9 protein-coding genes are annotated in these 13,114 nt (G+C 70.1%); 3 read left to right on the top strand and 6 right to left on the bottom strand.

The features are described 5' to 3' along the window. Positions 1–76 precede the first annotated feature (76 nt). Complete coding sequence (locus VF329_10060; GenBank protein ID HEX7081347.1) at positions 77–1,423, top strand: amidohydrolase family protein; 1,347 nt, start codon at positions 77–79, stop codon at positions 1,421–1,423. Positions 1,424–1,469: 46 nt separating this feature from the next. Here the strand turns inward: VF329_10060 and VF329_10055 are convergent, their stop codons facing one another. Beyond that, on the bottom strand, positions 1,470–3,068 hold the full coding sequence (locus VF329_10055; protein HEX7081346.1) for an AAA family ATPase: 1,599 nt from the start codon (positions 3,066–3,068) through the stop codon (positions 1,470–1,472). A gap of 233 nt (positions 3,069–3,301) precedes the next feature. Between VF329_10055 and VF329_10050 the strand changes: the two genes are divergently transcribed. Continuing rightward, positions 3,302–5,008, top strand: coding sequence for an NAD-dependent malic enzyme (locus VF329_10050; protein ID HEX7081345.1), 1,707 nt, complete (start codon positions 3,302–3,304; stop codon positions 5,006–5,008). Between the two features lie 75 nt (positions 5,009–5,083). Here the strand turns inward: VF329_10050 and VF329_10045 are convergent, their stop codons facing one another. The 5 genes from VF329_10045 to VF329_10025 all read right to left on the bottom strand — a co-directional run bounded on the left by VF329_10045 (position 5,084) and on the right by VF329_10025 (position 11,579). Then, a complete protein-coding gene (locus tag VF329_10045) occupies positions 5,084–6,622 on the bottom strand; it encodes an ankyrin repeat domain-containing protein (protein HEX7081344.1) in 1,539 nt (512 codons plus the stop codon). Between the two features lie 46 nt (positions 6,623–6,668). After that, entirely contained in the window at positions 6,669–7,991 is a 1,323-nt protein-coding gene (locus VF329_10040) for a DUF1552 domain-containing protein (protein HEX7081343.1), read from the bottom strand. A 145-nt stretch (positions 7,992–8,136) separates the two neighbouring features. After that, positions 8,137–9,474 (bottom strand): MmgE/PrpD family protein, encoded by a 1,338-nt coding sequence (locus VF329_10035; protein HEX7081342.1) that lies wholly within the window; start codon positions 9,472–9,474, stop codon positions 8,137–8,139. Positions 9,475–9,502: 28 nt separating this feature from the next. Then, on the bottom strand, positions 9,503–10,432 hold the full coding sequence (locus tag VF329_10030) for a Kdo hydroxylase family protein (protein HEX7081341.1): 930 nt from the start codon (positions 10,430–10,432) through the stop codon (positions 9,503–9,505). Between the two features lie 67 nt (positions 10,433–10,499). Beyond that, positions 10,500–11,579, bottom strand: a complete 1,080-nt coding sequence (locus VF329_10025; GenBank protein ID HEX7081340.1) for a glycosyltransferase family 9 protein — start codon at positions 11,577–11,579, stop codon at positions 10,500–10,502. Between the two features lie 225 nt (positions 11,580–11,804). Between VF329_10025 and VF329_10020 the strand changes: the two genes are divergently transcribed. Continuing rightward, a complete protein-coding gene (locus tag VF329_10020) occupies positions 11,805–12,962 on the top strand; it encodes an acyl-CoA dehydrogenase family protein (GenBank protein ID HEX7081339.1) in 1,158 nt (385 codons plus the stop codon). Positions 12,963–13,114 lie beyond the last annotated feature (152 nt).

Raw genomic sequence — 13,114 nt, 5'->3', positions numbered from 1 at the left:
GCCACCCGAAAAAATCTTCCGCGCGGGCCGGCGGTTCGGGCTGCCGGGACGCGGGCGCCGTGTATGATCGGCCGATATGCGACAGAGACGACTCCTACGGGGCCTGCTCCTTTGCGCGGGCCTGACCGCGATGACCTTTGCCGGGGCCGTCGGCGCGCAGACCGGCCGGCCGCGCGCGATCGCGTTGGTCGGCGGCACGCTGATCGACGGCAGCGGCGGCACACCGCTCCACGACAGCGTCGTGCTGATCCGCGGCGAGCGGATCGAGCGCGTCGGCACGCTCGACACGCTGAGCGTTCCGCAGGACTACGAGCGCATCTCGACGGAAGGTATGACCGTGCTGCCGGGACTGTTCGATCTGCACGTCCATCTGCTCTACAACGGTCACCCGGATGTCGATCACTGGTTCGCCGCGTACGCGGCGCGATTCGAGGAGGTGACGATCCCGGCGTCGGCCGAGCAGACGCTGCTCGCCGGCGTCACGAGCGTGCGAGATTTGGCGGCTCCCACCGACGCGATACTGGCCGTAAAGCAGCGGATCGACAGGGGCGAGCTGCCCGGTCCCACGATCTACGCGTCGGGCGCCGCGATTCAGCCTACGGAGGCGCCGACCCGGCCGCACATTCTCGCCGTTTCCGGCCCCGACGACGCGGCCGCGAAGACGAAGCAGCTGGCGCAGGCCGGAGTCGATCTCGTGAAAATCCTCGGCGCCGAGGGACGCCCCCTCGAGGAGATTCGCGCGATCGTCGACGCGGCCCACGCGGCCGGGCTCAAGGTCGCGGCGCACGGCCGCAGCGACGCGGAAATCCGCATCGGTCTGGCCGCGGGCGTCGACGAATTCGAGCACATCGGCGTCGAGAGCGACGAGCTGCCGCCGGACGTCGTCGCGGCGATCGCCGAGCGCGTCGCGACGGGTCCGCCGCTCTACTGGTGCGCGACCGTCGGCGTGCTGCTGAACGGGGACGAGCTCGCGGCCGATCACGAGTTCCTCGACGATCCGCGCCACTTCGCGGGCCTGCCTCCCGAGATCGCCGACGACGTGCGCCGCGCCGTCGCGAAGGCCGAGATCGTGCCGCCGCCGCCCCGCGTCGCAGCCGTCGTCGAGCGCAAGATCGAGCAGCTGCGCGAGCTCGGCGTGCGATTCGTCGTCGGCAGCGACATGGGCACTTTCGGGCTCCCTGCAGCCGAAGCGCTCTGGCGCGAGCTCGAAGCCTGGGTGCGCGAGCTCGGCATGCCGCCGATGGAGGCGGTCCGCTGGGCAACGGCCGATGCGGCCGAATACCTCGGCGTCGGCAGCGACTACGGCACGATCGTGCCCGGCAAGTTCGCCGACATCATCGCCGTCCGCGGCAATCCGCTCCTGCACATCGACGTGCTGCGCGATCCAGCGATCGTGCTGAAGCACGGCAAGCGCTACAAATGAGCGCACGCATTCGGCACGTGCGCGACGGCCGAATGCGAGACGCGCGTCACCTGCGCTTGGCCGGGATGCGCGGGACGGCCGCTTGCGCGCGGATCGCGGCGCCGAGCTCGTCGTAGCGCACGCCGGCGGAGGTGTCGACCCGGATCACGGCGACGCCCTCGGCTGCCGCGGGCCGCTCGACTTCCCTGAGCTGCGCGTCGAGGACCGCGCCGGTGGCTTCCGACGCGTCCGCGCGCGCGGCGGCTCGCGTCGCGATCCGCTCGCGCAGCGTCTTCTCCGACGCAACGCACTCGAGGATCGCGGCGCGCGCGCCGCATCGGGCGGCGAGCGCGACGAACGGCGCGCGCCGCGCGCGAGTCAGGAACGTCGCGTCGACGATCACGTCGAGCCCGCCAAGCAGCGCGTCCTCGGCGAACGCGGCGAGCGCGGCGTAGGTCCGGTCGGTCGCCGCGCGGCCGTAGCGTCCTTCCCCGACGCCGAGCTCCTCGTGCACGTCCGGCGCGACGCCGTGCAGGCGCTTGCGCTCGAGGTCGGAGCGGATCCGGAGCGCCGGCAGCCGGGGGACGAGCTCGTTCGTGACCGTGGTCTTGCCGCTGCCCGAAAGGCCGTGCGTCAGCACGAGAAGCGGCGCGCGCGGCTCGATCAGGCGGCGGGCCGCGTCGAGATACGGCCGGACGCGGTCTTCCGCGGGTCCGCTTCGCGCGGATTGAGCCGCCTTGATGGCGCGGACCTTCGCCCGCACGAGCGCCCGGTAGACGAGGTAGAACGTGGCCGTGCGCGTGCCCGAGTAGTCGCCGGTGATCTCGAGATACCGGTTCAGGAACAGCAAGGCGAAATCCGGCCGCGAATGCACGATCAAGTCCATCGCGAGGAACGCGGCCTCGTCGAGGACGTCCACGGCGCGCAGCGACGCGTCGAACTCGAGCATATCGAACGGGCGCAGCCGGCCGTCGATGACGGCGACGTTCTCGAGGTGCAGGTCCCCGTGGCCGTCGCGTACCGCGGAGGCTCGGCGCTCGGCGAAGACCGGAGCCAGGCGTCGGGCTTGCGCTTCCGTCCAGCGGCGGAAATCCGCGATCGGCTCCGCCACGCCGGCGCGCGCGAGCGCCTCTGTGAGCTGGTCGAGGTTCTCGAGCGCGAGGCCGCCCGGAGGCCGCCCCTCGGCCCGCTCCGCGGCTTCGTGGAAGCGGGCCAGATCCTCGGCGAGGCGCAGAATCGCTTCCGGTCGGATCGCGTTCTGCGCGAGCATTCGGTCGGCCGTCGCGTCGGGATCGAACCGCCGCAGCTCGATCGCGTACTCGATCGCTGGCGTGGCGCCGATCGACGGCTCGTCCGGCGTCCCGCCGATCGGCACGACGCCGAGATACAGCTCCGGGGCGATGCGCCGGTTGAGCCGCAGCTCCTCCTCGCAGAACCTGCGGCGCTGTTCCAGGGTCGAAAAGTCGAGAAACGGCAGCTTTACCGGCTTCTTGATCTTGTAGGCGAACGCGCCGGCCAGCAGGACCCACGAGATATGCGTCTCTATGAGCTCTACGGAGTCGGCCGGATTCGGATAGCGGTCCGGCGACCGCAGCGCGGCCACGAGCCGCTCGGCGCGCCGCATGCCGTTCGCGCCGTTCGTCCGCTTGCCGTTCGCCTCGCGCATGGAGCCAGTCTAGCAGCGGCCGCACGCCGATCCTCTCTCGGGAAGGCGCAGCGATCGGCGGCCGGAAACCGCGGCCTCGCCGGGCCGCGGCGAAAGTCGGGCGTCCGCCTCGGAGGTACCCTGCCGCTTGAATTTGTATACACTGTCACGCCCCGGGGGCGCCGCGAAAAGTCAGCCGGGCGTCGCATGGTCGTGGACGACACGGGCTCGAGGCCCGCCGGAGTGCTGTTGAGTTGACCGCCGAGAATCGTGCTTGCCGAGGACGCCGGATCGAAATTTCGGCGCGGGGAACCGACCTGATCCGCAACCCGCTCTTGAACAAGGGCACGGCTTTTTCCGCCGAGGAGCGCCACCGATTCGGTCTCGAGGGCTTGCTGCCCGTGAAGGCCAAGAACATTTCCCAGCAGGCGGCGCGCATCTACGAGCAGCTTCAGAACCAGCCGGACGATCTCCAAAAGTACGTTCTCCTCAGCGCGCTGCTGAATCGCAACGTTCACCTCTTTTATAGAGTGCTCGTCGATCACCTCGAGGAGCTGATGCCGATCGTCTACACGCCGACGGTCGGCACGGCCACGCAGCGCTTCAGCCGAGTGTTCCAGGGCGGCGGCGGCGTCTGGATCACTCCGGACATGAAGGGCCGGATGGCCGACGTGCTGAGCCGGGTCGTCGCGCGAAAGGAGATCCGGCTGCTCGTCGTCACGGACAACGAGTCGATCCTCGGGTTGGGCGACCAGGGCGCCGGCGGAATGGCGATCTCCGTCGGCAAGCTCGCGCTCTACACCGCCGCAGCCGGCATTCATCCGGCGCAAGCCCTGCCGGTGAGCCTGGATTTCGGCACCGACAACGACGAGCTGCTCGCGGACGATCAGTATCTCGGCTGGCCCGCGCGCAGGCTCCGCGGCAGCGAGTACATCGAGCTCGTCGACGAGTTCGTCGAGGCCGTGGCCGCGGTGATGCCGAACGCGCTCGTGCAGTGGGAGGATTTCCGCAAGGACAACGCGCTGACGATCCTCGATCGCTACGTCGACCGTATTCCGTCTTTCAACGACGACATTCAGGGCACGGGCGCCGTGGTCCTGGCCGGCCTGAACAGCGCGCTCCGGATAAAGGGGGAGCGGCTGTCCGAGCAGCGCATCGTGATCCTCGGCGCGGGAGCGGCGGGCCTCGGTGTCGCGCGGCAGATCAAGACCCAGCTCGCCGAGGAAGGCGTCGGCCACGCGGAGCGTCTCGCGGAGGTTGCCGTGCTCGATCGGCACGGCTTGCTCGTCGACGACGGACGCATCATGGATCCTTACAAGCGGGAGCTGGCCTGGTCGCCGGCGCTCGCGGAGCGTCACGGGCTTCACAACCCTCGCGAGCGGATGCTTCTCGATGTCGTGCGGAAGTTCCGGCCGACGATACTGATCGGCGTCTCCGGGGTCGGCGGTGCGTTCAGCGAGGAGGTCGTGCGCGAGATGGCCGCGCACGTCGAGCGCCCGATAATTTTTCCGTCCTCGAACCCGAGCTCGAACTGCGAGGCGAAGCCGGCGGATCTTTACGCGTGGACGGACTGCCGATGCCTCGTGGCCGCCGGCAGCCCGTTCCCCGACGTCGTCTGCAACGGGCGCCGGTACAGGGTCGGTCAGGGTAACAACGTCTTCATCTTCCCGGGGCTGGGGCTCGGTACCCTTGCCGCGCGCGCGCGCCGGGTGACCAATGGCATGACGAACGCCGCGTCGAAGGCGCTTGCGGCTCGCGTCACCGACGAGGAATGCGCGTCGGGCCTGCTCTTTCCTTCGATCGACCGGCTTCGCTCCGTCTCCTACGCGATCGCGGTCGCGGTCGCGCGCCAGGCGCTCGAAGACGGCGTTGCGGACATTTGCGCCGAGGACATCGAGCACGAGGTGGCCGCGGCGATGTGGGAGCCCGCATATCCGGAGTACGAGCCGACTGCGCGTTGAGCGCAGCCGCTGCCGTCGAGCGGCGGCCCGCCGCGGGTGAGGCGGGCCTCGAGCGCGTGAGCAGCCGGGGCTCGATCAGCGGGCGCCGGTCGCGGTCTGCGCCGCCGCACTGGAGGCCGTACGCTGCTCGCCGAGCAGCTCGCGGAGCAGCGCGGCCGTGCTTTCGCGGACCACGCCTTCCTTGCCGGCGAAACCGAAGCCGCCGGCCAGCCCGAGCGCCGTTTCGAGCGGGGTGAACCCGTCGCCGTCCTCGACGTCGAGGCGCGCGCCGTTCGCCGCGAGGAACCGGATCACGTCGTCGTAGCCCTGCAGCGCCGCGCCGTGTACGGCCGTCCTTCCGCGCGCATCGACCTCGTTCACGTCGAGGCCTGCGTCCATCAGGATGCGGATCGACTCGATCGCCTGCGCCTCCGTCTTGTAGCGGCCCGTGGTGTCCTGCTCCTGCGTTCCTAGGCCCGCGGCGGCCATCAGCGGGTTGATGCCGTCTTCCGTGGCGAGCGTCGGATCCGCACCGTTCGCGAGCAGCAGGCGGATCGCCGGAACGTCGCCGGCCTTCGCCGCGCGCAGCAGCGGCGTCGTGCCGGTGGTCAGCATCGTGTCGTTCCCGCGGTCGAGCTTCGCGCGGTACGGCGCCATGCGCTTCAGCCGGACATTCACGTCCGCCCCGTGCTCGAGGAGCAGCTCGGCGACGTCGAGCGCGGTCAGCTCGTTCTCGAGCACGTGCGGTGCGGGCCGGTTCGAGCTCGGCATCGTATTGAAATCGATCGCGGCATAGAGCGCGCTGCGTCCGGTCTCGTCGACGAGGTTCGGGTCCGTGCCCGCCTCGACGAGCGCCGCGGCCGCATCGTAATGGCCGTTGATGAGCGCCGACACCACTGCGCTGATCCCGTCCGGAGTCACGGCATTCACGTCGGCGCCGAGCTCGGCCAGCACGCGGATGCATTCCACGCAGCCTTCGCGGGCCGCAAACAGGAGCGGGGTCATCGCGCCGGGCGGGAGCCACTTCGCGCGCGGCTCGGCCGTGTACTGCCGTTCCCACTCCTCGAGATTCGAGCGCGCATCGACATCGGCCCCGTGCTCGACGAGAAGCCGCAGCATGTCCGGGTGGCCCTGCGCGGCGGCCCACATCAGCGCCGTTTGCCCGTGCCAGCTCTCGCGTGCGTCGACCTCGGCGCCGCGCTCGAGCAGGACTCTCGCCGCGTCGACGTCGCCGGTGCGCGCGGCCGTCATCAGCACCGTCTCGCCGTCGTTGCCGATCTCGTTCGGCTGCGCGCCGGCGTCGAGCAGGCGCTCGATCATTTCGGCGCTGCCGTTGACGGCCGCGAGATAGAGCGGGGTGACGCCGTAGCGATTGCGCGCCGTCGGGTCCGCACCCGCGTCGAGGAGCCGCTCGGCCAGCTCCGCATCGTCGTTCCGCACGGCCCAATGCAGCGCCGTCGTCCCGTCCGCTTCCGCCGCGCTCGCGTCCGCGCCTGCGCGAAGCAACGCGCTCGCGCGAGCGTCATCTCCCGATTTGACCGCCTCGACGAGCGGCGGGACGCCGGCGAAGGCGGCGCCGGCCGCCGCGGACAGCGCCGCGGCCCACAGAATGCGACGCATCGAACCGGCACTCATCCGAACTCTCCTCGCCCGCCCGCGGGGCGCCCTCCGCTCGCGCGGCCTACAGCTCCGCGATCATCCCCGTGCTGTCCCCCAGCGACTCCATCGGCACGTCCGCCTTGTCGAGCATCGTCAACAGCAGGTTCGTCATCGGCGTATGATCCGCGCACTTCACGTGCTGCCCCCCGGTGAGGCGCGCGCGGCCGCCGCCAGCGACGATGCTCGGCAGCGGATAATGGTCGTGCGCGTTGCTGTTGCTCATGTTGCTGCCGTAGAGCAGCATCGAGTGATCGAGCAGCGTCCCGTCGCCGTCCTCGACTGCGTCCAGCTTCTCGAGGAACCGTGCGAACAGGCCGACGTGGTAGCGATTGATCCGCGCGTTCATGTCCATCTTGTCCGGGCGGTTCTGGTGATGCGACACGGCGTGGTGGCCTTCGACGACGCCCACTTGCGGGTACGTTCGGTTGCTGATCTCCCGCGCCATCATGAACGTGAAGACCCGTGTGATGTCGGCCCGGTAGGCGAGCGTCAACAGGTCGAACATGATGTCGACGTGATCCTCGTACACGAACGGGATGCCCGGAGGCGCCTCCGGAATCTCGAGGTCGCGGTTCGCGGCGATCTGCGACTCGGCCCGCTGCAGCCGGCGCTCGATCTCGCGGACGCTCTCGAGATAGATGTCGAGCCTTTCCCGGTCCCGCGGCCCCAAGTCGGACCGGAGCGTCCGCGCCTGCTGCGAGAGCGCGTCGAGAATGCTGCGGTCCTCGCGCCGCCGCGCGATCTGCTCCTCGATGCTGCCGCCATCGCCGAACATGCGCTCGAACACTTTGCGCGGATTGATCTCCATTGGCAGCGGCGTGGTCGGGGTCCGCCACGACAGCGTGTTCATGTAGATGCAGCCGTAGTCGCGGTCACACGCGCCGATCAGCGAGGAATGGTCCTCGGTGGCGAGCTCCATCGACGGGAGCATCGTCTCCTGCCCGATCGCCATCGCGGCGTACTGATCGGCCGTGACGCCCGCGTAGGCGTCCACGCCCTGAGTCGGCTTCGGCCGGACCCCGCTGAGCCATGTGGTCGGGCTCAGCGAGTGAACCGCCGTGGTGTCGGCCGCTCGATGGTGGAGGCCGCTGACGATGGAGAGCCGATCGCGAAACGGTTCGAGCGGCTCGAGGATGTCCTTGAATTCGAACTCGCGGCCGACGCCGTCCGGCGTCCACCGGCTCATGATCGCGCCGTGCGGCACGTAAACGAAGCCGAGACGCGGCCCTTGCTTTGCGTTGCTCGCGAACGCGGGCACCATCGCATCGAGCAGCGGCAGCGCCAGCGCGGCGCCGGCGCCGCGCAAGAACGTTCGCCGGGGAAGAACCTTCTTCGTCAAGAACATGCTCTGTCTCCGATGCGGCGCAGGGCCGGCGGGCACTGCACGCGAGAACGTTTCGCGGCCGAGGCGTTCGCGCGGCATGCCCGAGCTTAGCAAGATTCCGCGGCGCGATCACCGGGAGCCGCCACGGACGCGATCCACAGCGGGTTCACGGCACGGCGGCGCGTACGAGCTCGCCGACGTCGTCCAGCTCTTCGATCCGCCGGCAGCGCTCGATCACGGCGTCGATCCGGCCGGCCGGGAGCGCGCGCGCAGCCAGATCGCGGAACTTTTCCTCCAGCTGCGCATCGGTCAGCGGGCGCCGCAGGTTGCCGAGCGACTCCTCGACGAAGAGCTCGAGCACGTCGCCGTCGTCGAGCTCGACTTCGATCCGCACCTGGTCTTCGCCGATCCGCGGGTTCGGTACGGCCGTCGTCCTCGCTCTGAGGCGCGCGAGCATCGGGTCGGCGACCGCCTCGTCGGTGAATTCCTCGAGCCCGCCCTTGCCGCGGGCGAGGCCGATCGCGGCCGCGTGATAGATCGAGTACTTGCTCTGCAGCGCGCGGTGCAGCGTCTTGTGGTTGCACAGGTCGAGCACGAGCGGCGCGACCTCGAGGCGCACGGCGCGCACGCGTGCGGGGTCGAGCCGATGGCGCTCGCGCAGGCGGCTGCAGCCGTCGATGATCGGATGCACGACTATTCCGCACGCGTAAGGCTTGTACGCGTTCTCGCGCAGGCTGAAACGGGTGCCGAGCCCGTCGGTGATCCTCGTGAGATCGTGTCGCGCGGCCGCGACCGCCGCGAAGCCGCGCGGCCCCTCGATCGCGCGCTCGCCGGCGGTGAAACTCGCGGCAGCGAGCAGGGCCGCGGTATAGCCGTTCTGCGCCGCGCGTCCCGGCTGAAACGACTTCGCCATCGAGCCGAACATTTCGCGGATACCCGCCGCCTGAGTGGCCGCGAGGCCGAATGCGAAGACCATCTGCTCGGCGGAGAGCTGAAGGAGTCGCCCGATCGCCGCCGCGGCGCCGAACACGCCCGCGGTCGCGGTGATGTGCCAGCCGGCCTCGTAGTGGGCCGGATAGACGGCATCCCCGACGCGCGACTCGGCCTCGAATCCGAGGATGAACGCGTGCACGAAATCCGCGCCCGAGACGCGATGCGCGGCCGCATGAGCGAAGAGGGCGGACGCGACGGGCGGGCTCGGATGGATGTAGTTCTTCGGCGTGGTGTCGTCGAACTCGTGAACGTGCGAGGCGATGCCGTTCAGCAGCGCGGCGTGGAGCGGGTCGAAGCGCTCGCGGCGGCCGAGGACCGCGGACCGGGGCGGACCGGAGTACGGCGCGAGCACGCGGACCGCGACGTCCACGGCCGGCTCGACGCTCCCGCCGAGCGCGCAGCCCACGTAGTTGAGCAGGGCGCGTCGGGCTTCGCGGCGGACGTCGTGCGGAACGGCGTCGAGGTCGCTGCCGGCGACGTACTCCGCAAGCGCTCGCGTTTCCGACGTCACCGCATTCCGGTGCACGCGGACGAGGACCTCACGCGGCGCCGGATGCCGCGAGGATGTGATACGGCGCGAGCTCCGGCCGCCGGCAGCGCTCGAGCGGCACCAGCAACGTCGTGACGAAGGCATGCCGGCCCTCGCGCACCGAATGGCTGATTCCGTCCGTGAACACCATCCACGCCGACATCGGCGGGAAGTGAATCTCCATGAAGCCCTCCGGGCTGTCGCGGAAGCTCGGCACTTCCTTCATATGGTTGTGGATGCGGCGCATCGCCCGGTCGTAGGGGCTCGAGTCGATGACCTTCACGAGCGGATACACGCGGGCGACGCCGCGCACCACGCCGCTCCACAGCTTGTCCATCGGCGACGGCTCGAGGGTCACTTTCGGCTTGCCGCCGCGCGCCGCCGCCCAAAGCTCCTCGTGCCGCCGCATCAGCTCCGCGAAGCTGCCCTTCGTGCCCCAGACGCGGGCCCGATCCGGATGCACGTTGACGAAAAAGCGCAGGATGCGGGCGCCCTTCGTCGCGCCGTACGCGCCGGCATCGATGTGCACGAGCTCGTTGCTCGACCGGGGAGGAAGCTTGCGCCCCTGCTCCTCGACCGGGCGGAAGCTCGTGGTGCCGACGGTCCACCCGTCCGCGTAGTCCGGGAGCACGCTTCTGAGGAAGGCCTCGACCCGCTGCCCGTGCGTGCGCAGGATCGACTCCACGCGCCGCCGGGTGTCCGGGTCCGCCTCGAGGCGCGGCACAGAGTCCGACTCCGGGTGGTAGCTCAAGTTCTTCGCCTTCAGCGCGCCGGGCAAGCCGTTCCGCAGGAGATCGAGATCCTCGGCCGGCGGCAGCTCCACGGGGCAGCGCTCGAAGTACACGACCTCGGCGCGCTCGAGCGCGTCCTCGATCTGCTCGGGTGAGGCGCGGTCGAAACTGCGCAGCGTGTAGCGGGCGGCGGGCGTCGTGCCGGTCATGACTCTCGTGAGCTGCGTGAAGCTCGGTGAATTCTGCCTCGGAGCGGGCGGCGGTCCAAGCGGCGGATCAACGGATGGGCGCAACGCCCCGCTCCGCGAACGCGAGATCGAGCTTCTCGATCACGTCCGCGGTCCGGATCAGGCTCATCGCATTCGGGTCGCGCACACGGCGGCCCCAGCGAATCTCGCCGACGGAGCGCCCGAACTCGCGGCGGACGGCTTCCGGGTACTTGTCGGCGACGAGGTGCTGGCTGAAGTAGGGCCCGGTGCGGTGGCGATTCGAGGTCGCGTAAAGGCCGACGACGGGCGTGCGGACGGCCGTCGCCATGTGCGCGGGGCCCGAGTCGGGGCAGACCAGCACCGTGGCCCGGGCGAGCACGGCCAAGAGCTGCTTCAGGGTCGTCCGGCCGATCAGGTTCACGGGCGGCGCCTTCGTGAGCGCCGCGATGCCCTCGCCGTACGTGCGCTCGATCGCCGTCGCTCCGCCCGTCAGCACGACTTGCGCGCCGTAGCGGCTGCGTGCGTAGTCCGCGACCTCGGCATAGCGCTCCACGTTCCAGTTTCGGTAGTTGCGGAACCGCTGACCGGTGCACGGGCTGATCACGAGCGACGGGCGCTCGCCGTCGATCACGGACGCGGCGAGCTCGACGTCCGCGTCGCCGAGCGGAATGTCCCACCGCGGCTCGCCGCGGCCGATGCCGAGCGCTTCGGCGAACTGGAGGAGGCCGTCCATCACGTGCATGTTCGCCCGCGCGGGGATCCGCCGGTTGCAGAAGCACCACTGGAAGTCGCGGGCACGGGCCCGGTCGAAGCCGAGGCGGACGTCGGCGCGCGCGGCAAGGGAGGCCGCGTTCGCCCGCGCCGAGGCGTGCATGTGCAGCAGCACCGGAAAGCGGCGGCCGCGAAGCTGTCGCCGCAGCGCGCGGTAGCCGGCGAGGCCGCGGGCCTTGTCCAGCACGGCGAACTCGACGCCGTCGAGCCCAGCCATCAGCGCGTGCTCCACCTTGCCGATGATCCACGTGATGCGCGTCTGCGGCCACGCGTCTTGAATGGCGCGCACGACCGGAACCGTGTGGCACGTGTCGCCGATGGCCGAGAGGCGGACGATGCAGATCTCCGACGGAATCGAAGCGACGATGGGTTCCACGCGATTCGAGGGACAGAGGCGGCGCAAGCGGGGCGGTATGGTACATGATCGCCGCGAGCGGCGGCGTGCCCGCGCCCCGGCCGGCACGCCGGGTGTTCGGTACGGCGTCCGGCCCGCCCGGGCCGCCTGCCGAGAAACACGGCCGCCGCCCGAGTTCTCCGCGCCGCGCGACCTGAGCTACGCTCCCCCGGCGCGCGCCGCATCCGGTGCGCACGGGAGAGCGCGATGAATGCCGACGCCGAGCACGCCGAGATCCGGGACGCCGTCGCGCGTCTGTGCGAGCGTTTTCCCGGGGAGTACTGGAGGCGGCTCGACCGCGAGCGCGCCTATCCGGCGGAGTTCGTCGCTGCGCTGCAGGAGGCGGGCTTTCTTTCGATCCTGATTCCGGAACGCTACGGCGGCAGCGGCCTCGGCGTGTCGGAAGCGTGCGCCGTGCTCGAGCAGATTCACGCGAGCGGTTGCAACGGCGCGAGCTGCCACGCGCAGATGTACACGATGGGCACGTTGCTGCGGCACGGCAGCGACGCGCAGAAGGAAGCCTACCTGCCGGCCATTGCGCAGGGCAGGCTGAGGCTCCAGGCCTTCGCGGTCACGGAGCCGGAGAGCGGCACGGACACGAGCCGCATCCGCACGACGGCCGTGCGCCGTGGCGACCGCTACGTCGTGAACGGGCGGAAGGTCTTCATCTCGCGGACCGAGCACTCCGACCTCATGCTGCTTCTCGCCCGCACCGCGCCGCGCGGCGCCGGCCCGAAGCCGACCGACGGGCTGTCGGTGCTTCTCGTCGACCTCCGCGACGCCGTCGGGCACGGGCTCACGGTCCGCCCGATCCAGACGATGATGAACCATTCGACGACGGAGCTCTTCTTCGACGGTCTCGAGGTTCCGGCCGCGAACCTGATCGGCGAGGAAGGCAAAGGCTTTCGATGCCTCCTCGACGGCATGAACGCCGAGCGGATCCTGATCGCCGCGGAGTGTATCGGCGATGCGCGGTGGTTCGTCGACCGCGCATCGCGCTACGCGTCGGAGCGCGAGGTGTTCGGCGCACCCATCGGGCGGAACCAGGGTGTGCAGTTTCCGATCGCGCGGGCCCACGTGCGGACCGAGGCGGCCGTGCTGATGGTACGGCGCGCCGCGGCGCTGTTCGACGCGGGTGAGCGCTGCGGCGCGGAGGCGAACATGGCGAAGCTGCTCGCGTCGGAGGCGTCGTGGGACGCGGCCGACGTCTGCATGCAAACGTTCGGCGGGTACGGCTTCGCCGAGGAGTACGACGTGGAGCGCAAGTTCCGGGAGACGCGCCTCTACCGGATCGCGCCCGTGGCGACGAACCTGATCCTGTCCTACGTCGCAACGCACGTCCTCGACATGCCCCGATCTTTTTGAGCACTCGAACGAGGCCGCCCCTTTCGCTCGACGCAACGACGACGCGTCAGGAGGCGGCTCGAGGTTAGCCTTCCGAGACCGTCTGCAGCCAGGATGGCGACGACGCGCTCGCGAGCGCTCGAACGAGGCCGCTCTTTTCGCTCGATGCAACG

Source organism: Gammaproteobacteria bacterium (assembly GCA_036381015.1).
In the GTDB taxonomy this organism is placed as follows: Bacteria; Pseudomonadota; Gammaproteobacteria; order Steroidobacterales; family Rariloculaceae; genus ZC4RG20.
The sequence above is the reverse complement of the archived record's forward strand: the minus strand, read 5'-3'. Positions and strand labels throughout refer to the sequence as shown.